This window comes from Stenotrophomonas indicatrix, assembly GCF_002750975.1.
GTDB lineage: Bacteria > Pseudomonadota > Gammaproteobacteria > Xanthomonadales > Xanthomonadaceae > Stenotrophomonas > Stenotrophomonas indicatrix.
In genome coordinates this window covers 74,841-90,238 of record NZ_PEJS01000001.1, presented here as the reverse complement: position 1 = coordinate 90,238, position 15,398 = coordinate 74,841, and the positions used below count along the sequence as shown (strand labels likewise).

Here is a 15,398-nt window from a genome sequence, read left to right as displayed (position 1 = left end):
TTCAACCGCGCGGCAGTTTCGCCGCCCACATGTTGTCCACCAGGTTCGGGTAACGGCGCCCGTTCTCCTCTGCCCGCTGCCGCGCCGCCGCCTTCTGCGCTTCCGTCAGCGGCTGCGTCTTCTGGCCCTTCGGGTTGGGCCTCTTCCAGGGCGGCGTGCGGGCAGTGGGCATGTGCGGATGATGCCGTAGTAGGTGTTACTTCTTCAGGAATTCCAGCAACGCCAGATTGAAGTCATCTGCGTGGCTGGTATTGCAGCCATGCGGTGCATTCTTCAGCACCACCACCTCGCTGCCGGCGATGGCCGCGTGCGTGCGCTTGCCCGAACCTTCGAACGGCACCGTCGCATCGCTGTCACCGTGCAGCACCAGCGTCGGTACGGTCACCTTCTTCAGGTCCGCACGGAAATCGGTGGTGGCGAACGCCTTCATGCACCCCAGCGCAGCGGTCTGGTCAGATTGATGGGCAAGCGCGATGGCGGCCTGGCGCTCGTCCTCGGTGACCATCAGCTTGCCGTCGGCACTGAAGAAATCGCGGGTAAAGCCGTCGAAGAACGACTCCCGGTCCTTCTCCAGCCCCTGGCGCATCTCATCCGCCTTTTCCTGGGTCAGCGGCCCTTCGGGATTGTCCGCGCCCTTCAACAGGTACGGCGGCACGGCCGCAGCGAACACCACGCTGTGCAGGCGATCTTCACCATGGTTGGCGATGTAGCGCGCCACTTCGCCACCGCCCATCGAGAAGCCGACCAGGGTGACATCGCGCAGGTCGCGTTCGTCGATCAGGCCGGCCAGGTCAGCGGCCAGGGTGTCGTACTCGTAGCCATCGGCTGGCTTGTCCGAGCGGCCAAAGCCGCGACGGTCGTAACTGATCACGCGGTAACCGGCATCACGCAGCAGCGGCACCTGCGCCTTCCAGGATTCGGCAGACAGCGGCCAGCCATGGATCAGGATGACCGGGCGGCCGGTGCCGCCGGTGTCTTCAATGTGCAGTCGGACGGAGGAGGTAGCCATGGGAACTCCCGGGGGAAAGAGGAGCCCAGCCTAGGCAATCGCACCGGAGCCGCCCGTGACGGATCCGGCTCAGGCCATGACATCGCGTACACGGGCACCGGTCAGCCGGCACATCGGTTCGCACCCGCCAGCACGGCCTTGGTCGGGCCCTGCGCCGGTTTCGTCACGCCCCGGTTACCGTGCGCCATCGTCCATGCCAGTCTGCGCCGGTCCTCAATGGAGCCACGCCATGCTGCTCGCCCTGCCCCTGCTCGCCGCCGCCGTCGCCGTCGCCGACACCTCCCCCGCCAGCGACACCCTGCGCGAGCAGATCCGCACGGCCGACACGCAGCTGTTCGCCGTGGCCTTCGATGCCTGCGATGCCGACAGGGCCGCCGCGATGACCACCGAAGACATGGAGTTCTTCCATGACAAGGACGGCAAGTCCGCCAACAGCCGCGAGGACTTCCGCCGCAGCGTGGCCACCCTGTGCGACAACGCGCGCAAAGGAGGCTGGCACCTGCGGCGCGAGCTGGTGGAGAGCTCACTGCAGGTCTTCCCGCTGCAGGACGATCGCGCCCTGGAAATGGGCGATCACCGCTTCCATGAGCGCGGCGCCGATGGCGTTGAACGCTGGACCGGCCAGGCCCGTTTCATCCAGGTCTGGCGCCGCGTGAACGGTCAATGGCAGGCCGAGCGGGTGATCAGTTACGACCACCACCCGGCAGACAAATAAATATCACCACCGCAGCGCCCGCTCAGTCGCGCAGGTTGCTGGCGCGCGTCAGCATCCAACAGCCGTAGCGGCGCGCGAAGGTGTAGGTATCGCGCTCGGCGTCGCTGCCGAAGGTCACGCGCTGCCCGTTGCCATCGATCGCTTCGATGCGTGTGGGCGCGTTGTAGGTGCCGGCGCGCATGTGCTCCAGCGCGGCCGGATCGCGGCTGACCGGCGAGGGCACGAACAGATTGAACGCGGCCAGGTAGCGGTAGCTGAAACGTTTCAACCGCGCGGCACCCTGCTCCAGCACGACGTGCGTGGGCGCCAGCCCCTCGTGGTCATCGCGCACGGTGTGCATCGGCACCTCGTACTCCAGTGGGTCGGAGGTGTAACGCAGGCGCACCCGGTCATCGGCCGGGTCGGCGAAGCGTTGCAGGAAACGGGTGAAGTCCTGCGAAGGGCAAGCGGGATCGTCCGCCGCCACGGGCGTGTCAGCCACCGCAATACCTGCGCAGGCCCACAGCCCCATGCCCAGCAGCAACCGCGCAGCCGCCTGCCCCCGTATCCGGTTTGTCTCCCCGTGCACCACCTTCTCCCTCCATCCCATTGCAGCCGGGCGCCATCCCCTGCGCCCCGGGCCACAGGCTAGCAACAAAGCGGTTACCGGCGCAGCCCGCGACCGTTTTACACTGGCCACATCCGGCCACACGGTAGCGGCCACATGGAGCCTCCAATGACCCCTGATGATTCCCTGCACCAGCAGATCCGCCAGAACGTAGCCGCACTGGACGAGAAGCACGGCCGTGCGTTCGACGCCACCAGCGAGAACGTGGCCGCCAGCCTGGCCGTCAAAGCCCGCGAACAGGGTCTGGAACGCGCCGACCACGTGGTGGTGAGCAACGCCACGGCCAACCTCCCGGCCGGGCACAACATCTTCGTGGTGCAGGGCGACCCGGCCAATCCGGCGCACCTGCGGGCGATGCTGCCGACCGCCGTGGCCGCGCAGACGCCGGCCGAGCAGTCACTGCAGAAGCTGGGGCTGGGCGGACAGCAGCCGGTGCAGGCCGAGCAGCAGACGCTGGATGCACAGGCGCAGGATCAGCAGCAGAACCCTGCGCATCGCATGGGGTGAATGCCGTCAGGCGTCGATGCTGTCGACGCCTGTCGCATGGGCCGGTATCAGCCCATTCGGGGCTGAGCGTGCTGCGTCTGCTGCAGCTGATCTTCCTGCGCGACGCGGCTGGCCTCGCGGCCCTGATGCTGCACGCTGGCTTGCTGGTACACCTCTTCCACCGTGCCCTGCTGGGCATCGGCCAGCGAAAGACGCTGGCGGTTCGCTGCAGGGTCCGGTGAGGCGGTGTCGCCCGTGCGCTGCAGGAAGACATAGCCCGGCGAATCCACCGCACCGCCACTGCTGAAGGCTACCTGCAAGGTATCGCGTTCGGTGTAGCCACCCTGCACCGCCAATCGCGTCAGGTGGCCCGCCAACAGCTCGGGCTGCTGTCCCGGCGGCAACCCTTGGCGCTCGGCCGCGTCCCCCAGCGCCGCACGCACCCGCTGGTCCAGCGGATGCAATGTGTCACCCGGCACACGTGCGTCGTTGGCCAACCGCTCACCGCTGCGCTCACCGATGTCGTCGTTCTCGCTCAGCAAGCGATGCTTCCACGTGCGCTCGGGCATCGGGTTGGTCTTCGTACGATTGAGATCGCTGTTCGGGAACGGCGGCTCGATGCTGTCCACGCCGTGGATGTTGCGCAGCGGGCGAAAACCGTCCTTGCCCGCGCCCTTGCTGTCCAGGGGAATGCGGACATCCGGGAAGAGCTGCCCTGCGGGACCTCCAAAAGCATTCACGTCGATGCTTCTCTTTCGCTCGATGCCAGCGTGGTTCAGCGCTTCCCAGGTGAAGTCCACGCAGTTGTGGCGCACGTCCTCGTAGTGCTTGCTGAAGCCGAATTTCTCCGGGTCCGAGCCGAAGGCCTCAAGCTTCTTGTATTGCTCTTCGCTTATCTCGAGGGTGCGGGTGTAGCGTGGGTCCTTATAGACATCTGCGTCATCCGGCATGATGTCACCGGGCCCGTTGATGCTTCCGTGTACCTTGGGCGCGAACCCGAAACTCTTCGCGGGCTCGCCTGATGCATGCAGGACATAAAACATATGACCTGGAGAGGATGTCTGCGGAACACCGTCAAGGACCTCTTGTCGACCGGTCTTCGGGTCCATCAGAGGCGTGCCAGGTGCGGCGATGACGATCTCTACGGTATAGCGCGGCTTATCCATAAGGTGGCTCCTTCAGTTCCTTCCGAGGGTGAGGTGCTGACTACTTTCCAACCGGGCGGGCGGCGTGAACCTTCAAACGAGCCGAATAGTGCTTCAACTCGGCGCTGGGCTGAACCGTGCGCACATCCAGCCGGTAACGGGCATCAAGATCCAACGGCAGGGCAACGATGCTCCATCGATACTGGCCACCGCTGCCCGCGCTCAACGCTGCATAGCGCCAGGCATTGGATGCGTGCCATGCAGGAAGCGGCTTCCCAGCGTTGAGCGCGAGTGCCTGGTAGCTGTCATGGGTGGGAACGTCCTGCCAGGCACCTGCGCCCCATCGCTGCAGTGACACCTCAAAGGGAAGATTCAACTTGCGCATGTCCGGTTCGCCGTTCTCGCGCCCGCCTTGCCGCTGCACCTCAAGCTCCAGCGCATAGGTGCGGCCTGGATCGAAATTGCGCGCATTCGTCTCGAACTCGAACCGCACCTCCTGGCCGGGCTGATCCACCGCAATCGGCTGCGTCAGTTCCAGTGGTTCGGGTGGCTCCGGGATGCGGCTGGAACAGGCACCCAGCACTGTGCTCAAGATGATCAACAGGCCGACGTGCAGCCAGCGGTGGATACCCAGCATGTTCAGATCCTTTGGCTCCCTGCCATGGGTTTCAACCCTAGCGGGTTGGCGGTGGGGACCGCAACCGGGCAAAGAAAAAGGCAGGGCAAAAAGCCCTGCCCCTTTCCAGCAGCCAGCTGCCGGGCATGACCCGGCACCATCCCTTACAGCTGGATCCGCGCCACGCTCTCGTCCGAGCCCTTGGCATCCTTCTCGCCGTTCTTGATGCTCACGTACAGCACGTTGTTCTTCGCATCCAGCGCCAGGCTGTTCGGGTGCGTCGGCACGGCGTAGGTCGCCACCTTCTGGTAGCTGTCGCTGTTGTACGCGGTCACCGTCCCGGCTTCGCGGTTGGTCACGTACAGGCGCTTGCGCGGTGCATCCAGCAGGATGCCCAGCGGGCCGGCGTCGGTCGGGATGCTGGCCAGTTCCTTGCCATTGCTGCGGTCGAGCACCAGCACGCGCTGGCCCGGGTGCTTGCTGACCAGCCCGCTGCTCTTGGCCTGGTAACCCCGCAGCATTTCCGAGCCCTGGTCGGTCACGAACAGGCGCTTGCCGGCTGGGTCCAGCGCGATGTTCATCGGCTGCTCGGCGGCAATTTTGTGCTGGGCCTCCACCTTGTTGGAGTCGGTGCCGACCACCACCAGATCGGCGAGCAGATTGCTGGTGTACACGCGCTTGTTGGCGGCATCCAACGCCAGGCCCGGCGCCTTGGCATTGCCCAGGCCCGGAATGGTGTTGAGCACCTTCAGGGTGTTGGTATCGATCACGAACAGCACGCTGCTCACATCGGGCTGGCTGCTGTGGCCGGTCACGTACAGGCGGTTGGCGGCGCTGTCGACCACCAGCTCGCGCAGGTCGTGGGTGTAGGCGGCCTTGCCGTCCTTGCCGGTCTTCTTCTCCATCAGCTGCACGGTGCCGATGGCCTTGTTCTGTGCGGTGTCGACCACGGTTACCGACAGGTCCACGGTGTTGCCCACGTACAGGCGGTTGTGGGCGTCATCCAGCACCACGCCGAACGCCTTGCGCTCCAGCGGGATGCGGGTTTCCACGGCCAACGTGGTCGGGTTCAGGCGCAGCACCTGGGCCGGGCCGGCGTTGTCACCGAAGCCACCGGACGAGGCAACGAACACGGCGTTCTGCTTGGGGCTGTAAGCCAGCTCGTACAGGCCCTGCGCGATGGCCTGGCGCTGCACGGCGGTGGCGGGGCTGGTGGCGGCGGCTGCTTCAGCGGCGAAGGCGGTCGGAGCACCGAGGCTCAGCGACACGGCGACGGCCAGTGCGGCCGAACGGAAAAGGGAATTGCGGATCATGCGAGCGTCCTTCAATGGGCACGGAGGGTGTCCTGGCTCGCGGGGCCGTTCTTCGACGGCCCGGCCCTGCATCTGTCTGCGCGGGGTGGGCTGGCTGGGTAGCGCGGGAATGGTAGCAGGTAGGGGCCGTGGCGTCCGCCTGCGGATGCATGGCGGACGCGCTGTTCGGTGTTGGGCGCCTAGACCATGCGCGGGGCGTGCGCCTGGGCCAGCTGCTGCTCTTCCTGTTGACGCTGGGCATCGCGCTGCGGCTGTGCCTGCGCCAGTTGCTCGATGCGCTCGAACGAGGCGGCCACCGGCGTCTGCGCGGCGACGTCTGCCGGCAGACTGGCGCGCTGATGCGCCGGGTCGCTGCGGTCGCCCTGCACGATGAAGAGGTTGGGGGCGGCATCGCCACGGCGCTCGCCGAGCAGCACATCGTCTACGCGCGTGAACTGCTGCTCCTTGGAGAGTGCCAGGAGGCTGGCGCTGACGTTGCCGTTCTGGGCGCCGAAGGCTCCGAGGTCGGCCACCTGCTGGTGAAGCTGATTGAGGCGAGTGTGATCGGCGTGGGATGGATCGGCGGGGGTTCCGCTCAAGGGATGGGCATCCTGCGTCCGCTCGCCATTCTGCGAAATCCACCACTGACCGAAGGTCTGCGTCGGCATGTCATTCCACTTCACCTTGTCCAGCTCGCTGTCCTTGACCTGCTGTGGGATAGCGTTGATCGCGGGTATGTTGTCCAACACCTTGATCGAGCCTTCGTAGTTCCTGATCTCACCGGCCAGTCCTACCGGGCGCAGACCAGCGTGGTTCAACGCACCCCAGGCGAAGTCGGTGCAGGCATTGGTGACCAGGTTGTAGTTGTTCTTGTCGAAGCCGTGCTTTTCCGGGGCTTCAGCGAACTCCATGATCTTGTCGTACTGTTCCCTGCTGATTTCGATCGTGCGCTCGTAGCGCGGATTTCTATAGACCAGATTGTCGTAGGTATCAACTTCACCTGCGTCCGGGTTGGTTGGCGTGGGCGCGCGCGTATATCCGTAACTTTTTGGATCGCGTCCGCTGCCATCATCGATCGTGAGGAACATGTGCCCCACGGACGAGTTCTCGAGCCGTACTGGCACGGAATCCCTTTCGCCCCAGCGAGGCGTTCCCGGAGCAGCCACATGGATCGTGACGGTGAAACGCTCTGCAGTGTCCTTCTGCATCTCTCATTTTCCCAGTAGTTGGAAGCCGACAATAAGCTCGGCCGATATGTCATTGAGCTGGGGTCGATCCTCCAGCAGGTCCACGGTCAAATGGTATCTGCCGGCATCCAGCAGGCCCGCATCGGCCAGTTGCAGCATGTGGTAGGAAACATCCTGCGAGTACAGTCCAGCCTCAATCAGCATCCCGCTTTCAACTTTCCCCTGAACCAACTTGCCGACGTGGCCGTCAGGCGGAAGAGGCTCCATGCTGCGGCCTCCCGGGGCCGTGGTCATCAGTCGCACCGATGTAGGGTGGTCGCCGTCCAGGCGCTCCAGACGAACGCGCGCGGGGACACCGACGTCCCTTATCCGCTCGGCCTCGGCAAGCAGCGGCTTGACCTCCTGTGCTTGCAGGCGGAACCCGATCTTCAGACTTGGAATCGCGGGAGGTACTGCAGGCGGCAAGTCAAAGGTCACGTCCACGATACGCCTCGCCTTGTCCAACCGCACGTCTCGCGTGAACGGCACCACGGTCCGTGCATCAGCCTCCGCCCGGGTCAACAGCTTCGGGGCTTCAGGTGACGAAGTACTGCCGCAGCCCACCAGCAAGGCGAGTACCACCGACGCAACAACCGCACGCACCGCCGGCATCACTGCTCCTTCAACCGCAGCGAATCCGCCACATCGGTCTGTGCCGCCACCTCGGTAGCGATGCTCGCGCGGCGATGCCCCGGATCATCGCGGTCGCCCTGCACGATGAAGATGCTCTCGGCCTCGTGGCTGCTCTTGGTAGGCCGGCTGAGCAGCACGTGGTCCACGCGGGAGAGGTTGTTCTGCTTGGCCAACACCAGCAGGCTGGCGCTGATGCGCTGGCTGGTGTCGTCGAAGGTGCGCCCGTGTGCGGCGTCCAGCTCGGCCACCTTCTGGATCAGCTGCGCGAACAGCCGGTGATCCGGGTGCGAGGGGTCCAGCAGCGTGCCGGCCACTTCCATCGGGCTGGGCGGCGGCTCGTCGCTCGGGCGACCGCCTTCGCGGTGCAGCTCGGCCTCGCGTTCGGGCATCGGGTGGTGCTGTTCGCCATTCAGCTCGCTGGCCGGGAATGGCGCCGCAATGCACTGGATTTCCGGCAGGTTGAACAGCACCGCAAACTCGCCCAGGTTGCTGCCGCCGTCCAGCGGTGCTGGCTGCGAATGCAGGCCAGCATAGTGCAGCGCGGCCCAGACGAAATCGCTGCAGCGGTTGATGGTGGCCGGGCGATCGACATCGAAGCCGAACTCGGCCGGCTCCTCGGCGAAATCGCGCAGGCAGCCGTAGTGCTCCTCGCTGATCTCAAGGGTGCGGCTGTAGTACGGGTCGCGGTGCTCGTCGGCGTCGTCGTGTACGACCTCGGCGTACTGCACACCGGCAGCGGCCTCATCGGTCGGCAGGCGCGGCGGTGCGAAGCCGTAGCTGTGTGCTTCCTCGCCGGCGGCGGTCCGGAAATACATGTGGCCGCGCGGCGAGCTGCCGCCGCTGTTCAGCGGGGTGCCGGGCGCGGCCAGAAAGAGGGTTACCGTGTAGCGTGTTGCTTGCTCCATGCCTGCTCAGCCTTGTTGGGTACTGCGGTCCTGGCCGGATGATCGCATAGGTGGGTTCGCGGGCAGGTGGACAGCCCGGGCCGGGGTGGCGGTGGCTTGCTGAATGTGTGAACCAGCGTGCAGTACCAGCGCCCCGGAAGCTCGCAGGTGGAGTGGGTTGGGATGCCGCCGTATAGTGGCTGGAACGCTGCAATGGATTTGCTGATGGGTACCCCAACCTCTGGCGCTTCGGCTCGATTGCGCCCGGCCCCTATCTCACTGGATCGGTCGCTCCGACTGCGTTTAATGTCGTATCTGGCCCGAGCCGGGGTAGCCGTCGGGCCATTGGCATTGATCACTCTATCCTCGGCATGCGCGCCCGTATCAGACACGCCTGCTGGCGAGACCCGTCCCTCTGCTTCGGCGAGCCGCCCCGCCGATATCTCAATGTCGGAGCTTCAGAGGAGACTCCTCGCCTACGCCGATTCGCTCAAGTCGCGAGCTGACATCAGCCCTGAGAAGTTCGGCGCAGCAATCGGTGTATCCCTGGTGCCGGACGAGAAGGTCAGCATCAGGAGCGTCGCCAAAGACCTGGTGATAACAGAAGGCTTCAATTACGCAGCCTCATACTTCTCTGTTGAATCTCCGCGTGACTACCCCCGGCATTCCGTCGCCTTCTACCAGCTTGGGAAACCTTCAGTAACCGAAGCTCCTGGCGACGTTTGCTATTGGGATGCGGATAGCGCGGAGCAGGCCTTGAAACGATTGGGCTACAGGGGCCTTGGGGAATCGCCGTTCAAGAGAGGCGGAATCAGGCATTTTTGGCGTCCTATCGGCGCGGGCAAGAAAGGCATGAGTACCAGCCTTCTGACATACCGCATCAATGACAGTGCCGGACTCCGAACGTGTGTGTATGAGATCAGGTTTTCAGGAGGTGACATGTGAAAGGAATCGAAGCAAGTATCGAACCGCTGCTGAGCGATTTGAAAGCTGACAAGCGGCTGCCAGAAGGCGCAGAGGAAGCAATTCGCCGCACCATCGCCGATTCGCCCTATCTCAACCATCTTTTGGCAAACGCGGCCAAGGATGGTCAGGTCGGCCGGATCTCCGTGTCCTATGGCCACCACAACGGAGGTCACTTCCAAGACGCAAGCCCGGGAAGTCCTCCGACCATCTTCATCAGCGCGTCGAATTTCAAGAATTCGTTAGGTGTCGAACTTGAAGAACGTCTGACCGAAGTACTCGGGCACGAGGCCATGCATGGCATCCTCGCAAAGGAACGCGGAGCAGCACTCGAGGAATTCAAGGGCTCCTACGCTACAGAGCTTGATGCTGCCCACGCCTCTCGATCAGGCACCGTCAACCTGACCGATCCAGTGAAGAAGTATCTCGACAAGGGCCGCCAGGACGAGGCGCTGGCAGAGGTTTCCGGCCTGCGCGCGCTGGACAGTCGTCTGAGAAACTTGAACCCGACGTTGGATGAGGCTGCGCTTGAGGCACTGCTTGCGGATCGCTCTGGATCACGCTGCGCCGCCGACGACGGGAGGCTTGCAGAAGGGATCTCGTATGAAGCACTCGCCCATCGCCCCAACAAGGATGGTGTGCAACTGACGAAGGCCGTCGAGCAGTGCTTCTACGATGGCAGCGGCACGCTGGGAAGGCATGGCGATTCGGACTATCGGAACTACTACGGCACCTACCCGCTATCTGTGATCGGGGCGAGTCACGCCTTCCTGGCAGAGGGCCGCCAACCACCTTCCATCCGCATCGATCTTCACGAGCTGGGCTTGAACCCCCAACAGCTTGAGCGCAATGGCCTCAACCTTGGCGGCGCCAAAGTCCTTCCGATTGGCGACTTTGGAAAGGACGGGCTGGGCTGGGTTGAACTGAAGAACACGGGTAGTGCACTTACCACGCCCCCACCGGCGCAGGGCGTTGCAGGTACGCAGTCGTCGCCGGCCCACACGCTCAATCCTGCCGATCAAGCTCTGCTGGAACAGATCCGCGGCAAGGTAGAGGCTCTGGACAAAGCAAACGGCCGCGCCTTTGACGAGACCAGCGAGCGCATGTCCGCCAGTCTGCTGGCAAGCGCCAAGGGTGCAGGCATCACCCGGGCCGATCATGTGGTGTTGAGCAGACAGACGGCGAACTCGCCGGCAGCGCAGAACATCTTTGTCGTGCAGGGTGAGATGTCCGATCCGGCGGCACTGCGCACGCATATAGCGACGGCGGAAGCCGCGCAGCGGCCCGTGCAGGAGAGCTTGAACCAGGTTGAGGCGATTGGTCAGCGCCAGGCGCATGAGCAGGCGACAGAGATGCAGCGTGCGCAGGAGCAGCAGCGGGCTTCGGCGCCGTCGATGTAGCCCGCGCTTGTCTCTGAATGCCTCTGTGTGCCGGCACTAGCCCATCTGCATGCCGCCAGCCGTCTGCGCCGCCGCCTCACGCTGCTGCGTTTCTTGCCGGGCCTGCTCGGACACTCGCGTGTCGATCTGCTGACTACGGGCCAACCCCTCCTCAAGGCTTTGTTGAGACTGGTTCAGATCCACCATGGCCCTGAAGCCAGGCGTCGTGCCCATCACGAAGATTTTCTCTTCCTGCAGCACCACATCGCGCAGTTGTTGCGGCTGGTGAATGCCGTTCTCCCGCGCAGCAACCATCGCTGACATCACCTGCGCATCGCTCACCTTCTCAGGCAAGTCCGATCGCATGCGATCAAACAGTTGCTGCGACTCCGGCGACAGTGCAGCCAATCGCTCGCGCGGCGGTAGTTCGCCCTCCACTTCGGTCAAGAGCTTCTGCAACGTGCTCTGCTTCTTGGGAAGCGGATTCTCGTGTGTGGAATTGAGCTTGCTGTCGGGGAACGGCTTGGGAATGCTTTTCAGCGCATCGATGTTCGGAAGCACCTTCATCGTCCCTTCGAAGCCGGGATCGGGCTTTTCGAGCTTAGGTCGCAGACCGGCCTGGCCAAGGCCTGTCCATACGTAATCGACGCAGCTATTCGACAAACCGTTGTAGTAGAGATTGAAACGATCCTGATCGCGATTGACGCCAGCCTCGCCGTACGCCTTCAATTTGTCGTACTGATCCTTGGTGATCTCGAGCGTGTAGGAAAACCGAGGGTTCTGGTAGGTCTCGAATTCGCCCTTGACCACGTGCCCAGGCCCGGTGATCCCCGTTTTTATCGGTGAGAACCCATACCCGTCTTTCTTGTCTCCATCGGCAACCATGAAGTAGGCATGGCCTGCTGAAGATGAGTGGGTCGTGCCATCCTTGCCTGCGACAGGTGTGCCCGGCGCAGCGAGGTAGACCGTGACGGTGTAAGGTCCTTTCTTGACGTCTTGGGGTGCGGCGCTGTTCGATTGACTGTCCATAGTCTTATTTCACGTTGTAGTTGGCGACGAGAAGCTCGATGTTGAGATGTGCAACTTCTGGGTTGCCCTGAAGGTTGGTCACTTTCAGCCGGTACTTCCCGGCTGTCAGATTTCCAGAATCGGCACGGGCCACCTCGTACTCCCTGTAGGCCAGTGACATGTCGTACTTTCCTGCATTGACCAGACTGTTCGAATCCGCGCCGACGGCATTCCTGTATTCGAATACATCGCCCTTGGCCGGTTGATATCGGCTGCCCTGCCAGACGCCAGGCAGATCGCGATTCAATGCATGTAGCGCGATGGGCGTTTCGGTGCCGCCATCCAGCTTCCACAGCTGCACCTTCAAGGGAATCCGGGCGTCTTCAAGAAAGTCGACATCTCCCGGTTTCATGTCCGGGCGCTTGGCAGGCCCACCGGTACGGAAGCCGATGAGGAAGGTGCGAGGTTTGGGATCCTTCTCCCAAGGCGGCGGCAGTTCAAAACGCGCCTCTACCGTTGCACCTGCGTGGACAAGGTCCATCGGCTTGGCGACGGGGAAACCATCGCCATACATCTGGGGTGCCTGGGTGCCACAGCCGCCCATAAGCAGGGGCAGCAGTACCATCCATGGTCTCAGTAGGTGTCGCATCCGTTCCTCACATTCGGGCACTCACTTGTCGGCAGTTTATACACCGCACCGGCCTGCAGGACCTGAACTGGCTTCACATAACCCCGGCGCGAGATGGGGAGTCCTGCCGTTGAACATTGCACGGGTCAGTTCCGAACGAAGGAAGCACGCAATGGTGCAGGTACTATGCTTGGCGGATGCCCAGCCCTCATCTATCCACGATCATGGCCGTTCGCGTCGTCATGGCAGCACTCGCCCTTGCTTTGGCCGGTTGCGCTTCGTCGCCACACGAGTCCTCCGCTGCACCCACGTCGTTGGGACTGCCGCACGTCTCCACCGCGCTTTTCATCGAGCCGAATGACAACCCCGAGCTTCCAGCCCTCATTCCGCCGGGTGTGCTCAACTCTCCTGCCCCGCGCGCTCCGGCAGATGCGGCGCCTCTGCTGGAAACGGCGGAGATGATCCTGGTAGTGGACGTCGGTGCGGAAGGGGAAGTTCGCAACGTGATGGTTGCGACGTCAACGCGTGTGCGGGATCTTGATCGCGCGGCGCTGGATGCACTCCGACAGTGGCGCTTCGCGCCTACCGAGTACGAAGGGTCAGCCGTGGCGGTACGTGTGCGGGTCCGAGTGGTATTTGAGATGCGCGATCGTTGATTGCCACCCCATGAGATGCGCCAAGTTCATCCTCTGCTGCCCTCGGGAGGATGACCATGACCAAGATCGACGCCGAATGGCTGGAAGCATTCGACAAAGAGCTCCTCCACCTGTTCGCCATCGACCATCGCGATGCCGGCATGAATGAGTACCTGCTGGGCTGCTACGCAGACCTGCCGCCGCGCGAAGCGGCGCTGGCGTTCGGCAGCGACTACGACCTGGAGCGCGACGATGCGCTGTGGCCACGGCCGGGATTGGCGCCTCAGATCGAGCGGTGACGTATTCGCCACTCTTTGCATCGCAGCCCCGATAGCGAGCTGTCGCAATTGGGACAGCACCACACCGAAACCGTGCAGCGTGATGCTCATAAGCGTGGCGGCTTAACATCGCTCGAAAGCCCTGCGCCGCAGGAGATGTGCCGCTTCCGTGCTATGCGACAATGCCGTAAGCGTCAGCATTTGCAGCCTCAGTAGCCTGCGACTTCTTGGCATTTGGCATCTGTGCGGGTACACCTTGGCATGCCACCGAAAAAGGGTGGCGCGGGTGTCGAAAACCCGTTCTGTAGCGATGTGTTTACGCTTGCCAGCCGGCGTCACCTTTGTGTGGCGCCGGCTGGCAATCCGTTCGCGTTCCATGGCGGGCGGTGCGTGGGGGTCTTCGGACCCACCGGCTTCGCTACAGACCGGTTTTCGAGCCACGCATCGTCCGCCACCCTTATTGGTGGCGCTGCTGTCTGTCCTGTACGGAGCATTGCCATGAACGCATCGGAATTCCGTTCCCTGCACGCGCAGTACGATCCCGCCAACGCCGAGCCGGAGCGCGAGCCGCCCATCGATCCCAACGCCTTTGTCGCAACGCTGCGACGTATCGGGACGGGGGCGGCCTCAGATGGCCAGCCTTGGCCGGAGCGTCATCAACTGCCTGGGCGGTGCCTTCAACTGGCGGATGCGGACTGTGCGCTAGCCGGTCTGCGCGTGGTGGCGGAGCTGATGCTGGCTGCGGAGCGGACGCGGCAGAACGGCGCGCCCGAAGAGTACCTGGGGGACCGGGTGATGGAAGGGTTGAAGATGGCTTGTGTGGCGTTGACTGCGCAGGTTGCTGAGCGGTTGCAGGTGCGGGAATAGCCCAGTTGGACCTGGCCATCTGTCGCGTGACTGCTGGTCATCCACGTGCTATCGGCTGACGTCGGTTGGAAGTCACCCTTGCGGGTTCCACCAGGCATCCCCGATTCGGAGATGCCTACCTCCGGTGATTATTTCCTACTTACGCAGCAGTACGGCCCGATGGTAATTCAGGTACTGGACCTGGGCAGCCGAGAACGGAACGGGCGAAGTCTTCTGATCCACCTCCCACTGCAACCGTACCGCCTCCGGCAACTGCTTGCTCAGAATTAGGCGGCCGTCATCTTCAAACGAGATGTATCCGCGGTCGAATAGCCGATCGATATGGGGCGCCAACATCAGCCCATTGCTTCCGTCAAGGCGCTCAGAGTTGGTGCTCTTCGCCCAGGGCTTGATGTGGCTAGCGATAAGAAATTTTGGCTCGCTCGTGCCGGTAACGCGGCAGACCTTTTCGATGTCGCTCACGCTCTTTCGGTAGATGCCCTGCCCCACTCTGGCATTGATCAGCTGGGCCTTCACCGTTTCGCCAATATTGCTGTCTTCCTTGATCTCCTTGACTCGTACCTCGTCTTGCCAAGCGACTAGGTCATCAACGTCAACGTTGAGCAGCGACAGTAGCTGGGCAGCCATCTCCTGGGGCACCGGGAACAGGTAGGCCTGGTTGGCCTTGCCATCCGGCTTTAGCGGCGAGTACTTCCTCGGAAGACTCGGCCCAATCTTCGCCATGTGCTCGCTCACCTTTAGCGGTGCTTCCACCAGGTGATAGTCCACCGGAACTGCCCAGCCGTCCCTGCGCCATTCGTTGTCCGTCTTTTTGAAGTCATCAGGGCGAGCTTTCGCATAGTGAGCGCCATTGACGATCGCGACAGCCTTGATTCGAGTGTTGGCAAACGCAAAGACCACATCACCCGGACGCACCTGGGTCATGTGCTCATAGAAGGGATTTATCTTCCCTTCCACATTGGTCTTCGGCGACCACAAGTAGCCAGCCTTAACCGCCCGATCAAACGTCTGCTTCTGGTTCACCCAC

19 protein-coding genes are annotated in these 15,398 nt (G+C 63.1%); 7 read left to right on the top strand and 12 right to left on the bottom strand.

The window, feature by feature from the left end:
- Position 1: 1 nt before the first annotated feature.
- Positions 2-172 (bottom strand): hypothetical protein, encoded by a 171-nt coding sequence (locus tag CR918_RS21115; protein ID WP_099841809.1) that lies wholly within the window; start codon positions 170-172, stop codon positions 2-4.
- A gap of 24 nt (positions 173-196) precedes the next feature.
- Entirely contained in the window at positions 197-1,009 is an 813-nt protein-coding gene (locus CR918_RS00420) for an alpha/beta fold hydrolase (protein ID WP_025879208.1), read from the bottom strand.
- A 229-nt stretch (positions 1,010-1,238) separates the two neighbouring features.
- Here CR918_RS00420 and CR918_RS00415 point away from each other — a divergent pair, with 229 nt between their 5' ends.
- A complete protein-coding gene (locus CR918_RS00415; protein ID WP_099841808.1) occupies positions 1,239-1,724 on the top strand; it encodes a DUF4440 domain-containing protein in 486 nt (161 codons plus the stop codon).
- Between the two features lie 22 nt (positions 1,725-1,746).
- On the opposite strand, the gene CR918_RS00410 is transcribed toward CR918_RS00415, so the two are convergent.
- Positions 1,747-2,205: a hypothetical protein gene (locus tag CR918_RS00410; RefSeq protein ID WP_133119652.1), complete on the bottom strand. Its 459-nt coding sequence runs from the start codon at positions 2,203-2,205 to the stop codon at positions 1,747-1,749.
- Positions 2,206-2,439: 234 nt separating this feature from the next.
- On the opposite strand from CR918_RS00410, the gene CR918_RS00405 reads away from it, so the two are divergent.
- Positions 2,440-2,838: an XVIPCD domain-containing protein gene (locus tag CR918_RS00405; protein ID WP_223483326.1), complete on the top strand. Its 399-nt coding sequence runs from the start codon at positions 2,440-2,442 to the stop codon at positions 2,836-2,838.
- A 47-nt stretch (positions 2,839-2,885) separates the two neighbouring features.
- On the opposite strand, the gene CR918_RS00400 is transcribed toward CR918_RS00405, so the two are convergent.
- From CR918_RS00400 to CR918_RS00375, 6 genes are all read right to left on the bottom strand, one after another.
- On the bottom strand, positions 2,886-3,983 hold the full coding sequence (locus tag CR918_RS00400) for a hypothetical protein (protein ID WP_099782612.1): 1,098 nt from the start codon (positions 3,981-3,983) through the stop codon (positions 2,886-2,888).
- 40 nt (positions 3,984-4,023) lie between these two features.
- Positions 4,024-4,599 carry a hypothetical protein gene (locus CR918_RS00395; RefSeq protein WP_099841806.1) on the bottom strand — a complete coding sequence of 192 codons (576 nt, stop codon included), beginning with the start codon at positions 4,597-4,599 and terminating at the stop codon, positions 4,024-4,026.
- 143 nt (positions 4,600-4,742) lie between these two features.
- Positions 4,743-5,891, bottom strand: coding sequence for a YncE family protein (locus CR918_RS00390; protein WP_099841805.1), 1,149 nt, complete (start codon positions 5,889-5,891; stop codon positions 4,743-4,745).
- 179 nt (positions 5,892-6,070) lie between these two features.
- Positions 6,071-7,078 carry an XVIPCD domain-containing protein gene (locus CR918_RS00385; RefSeq protein WP_059065804.1) on the bottom strand — a complete coding sequence of 336 codons (1,008 nt, stop codon included), beginning with the start codon at positions 7,076-7,078 and terminating at the stop codon, positions 6,071-6,073.
- Positions 7,079-7,081: 3 nt separating this feature from the next.
- On the bottom strand, positions 7,082-7,708 hold the full coding sequence (locus CR918_RS00380; protein ID WP_099841804.1) for a hypothetical protein: 627 nt from the start codon (positions 7,706-7,708) through the stop codon (positions 7,082-7,084).
- Positions 7,708-8,634, bottom strand: a complete 927-nt coding sequence (locus tag CR918_RS00375; RefSeq protein WP_099782603.1) for an XVIPCD domain-containing protein — start codon at positions 8,632-8,634, stop codon at positions 7,708-7,710. Before CR918_RS00375 ends, CR918_RS00380 begins: the two co-directional genes overlap by 1 nt.
- Before the next feature lie 426 nt (positions 8,635-9,060).
- Here CR918_RS00375 and CR918_RS00370 point away from each other — a divergent pair, with 426 nt between their 5' ends.
- Together CR918_RS00370 and CR918_RS00365 are read left to right on the top strand one after the other, a co-directional pair.
- Positions 9,061-9,558, top strand: a complete 498-nt coding sequence (locus tag CR918_RS00370; RefSeq protein WP_099841803.1) for a hypothetical protein — start codon at positions 9,061-9,063, stop codon at positions 9,556-9,558.
- The gene (locus CR918_RS00365; RefSeq protein ID WP_099841802.1) at positions 9,555-10,976 is read left to right on the top strand and encodes an XVIPCD domain-containing protein; all 1,422 of its coding nucleotides are present in this window, start codon (positions 9,555-9,557) and stop codon (positions 10,974-10,976) included. The genes CR918_RS00370 and CR918_RS00365 overlap by 4 nt, the downstream gene beginning before the upstream one ends.
- A gap of 36 nt (positions 10,977-11,012) precedes the next feature.
- On the opposite strand, the gene CR918_RS00360 is transcribed toward CR918_RS00365, so the two are convergent.
- Together CR918_RS00360 and CR918_RS00355 are read right to left on the bottom strand one after the other, a co-directional pair.
- The gene (locus CR918_RS00360) at positions 11,013-11,984 is read right to left on the bottom strand and encodes a lytic enzyme (RefSeq protein ID WP_243378932.1); all 972 of its coding nucleotides are present in this window, start codon (positions 11,982-11,984) and stop codon (positions 11,013-11,015) included.
- A gap of 4 nt (positions 11,985-11,988) precedes the next feature.
- Positions 11,989-12,588, bottom strand: coding sequence for a hypothetical protein (locus tag CR918_RS00355; RefSeq protein ID WP_099841801.1), 600 nt, complete (start codon positions 12,586-12,588; stop codon positions 11,989-11,991).
- Positions 12,589-12,815: 227 nt separating this feature from the next.
- On the opposite strand from CR918_RS00355, the gene CR918_RS21360 reads away from it, so the two are divergent.
- The 3 genes from CR918_RS21360 (at position 12,816) to CR918_RS00340 (ending at position 14,371) form a co-directional block, all read left to right on the top strand.
- Entirely contained in the window at positions 12,816-13,247 is a 432-nt protein-coding gene (locus CR918_RS21360; RefSeq protein WP_415847012.1) for an energy transducer TonB, read from the top strand.
- A gap of 56 nt (positions 13,248-13,303) precedes the next feature.
- A complete protein-coding gene (locus tag CR918_RS00345) occupies positions 13,304-13,525 on the top strand; it encodes a hypothetical protein (protein WP_207759512.1) in 222 nt (73 codons plus the stop codon).
- A gap of 477 nt (positions 13,526-14,002) precedes the next feature.
- Positions 14,003-14,371, top strand: coding sequence for a hypothetical protein (locus CR918_RS00340; protein ID WP_099841798.1), 369 nt, complete (start codon positions 14,003-14,005; stop codon positions 14,369-14,371).
- 135 nt (positions 14,372-14,506) lie between these two features.
- Here CR918_RS00340 and CR918_RS00335 read toward each other — a convergent pair whose 3' ends face one another.
- Entirely contained in the window at positions 14,507-15,394 is an 888-nt protein-coding gene (locus tag CR918_RS00335; protein ID WP_165780882.1) for an HNH endonuclease, read from the bottom strand.
- Positions 15,395-15,398: the final 4 nt, after the last annotated feature.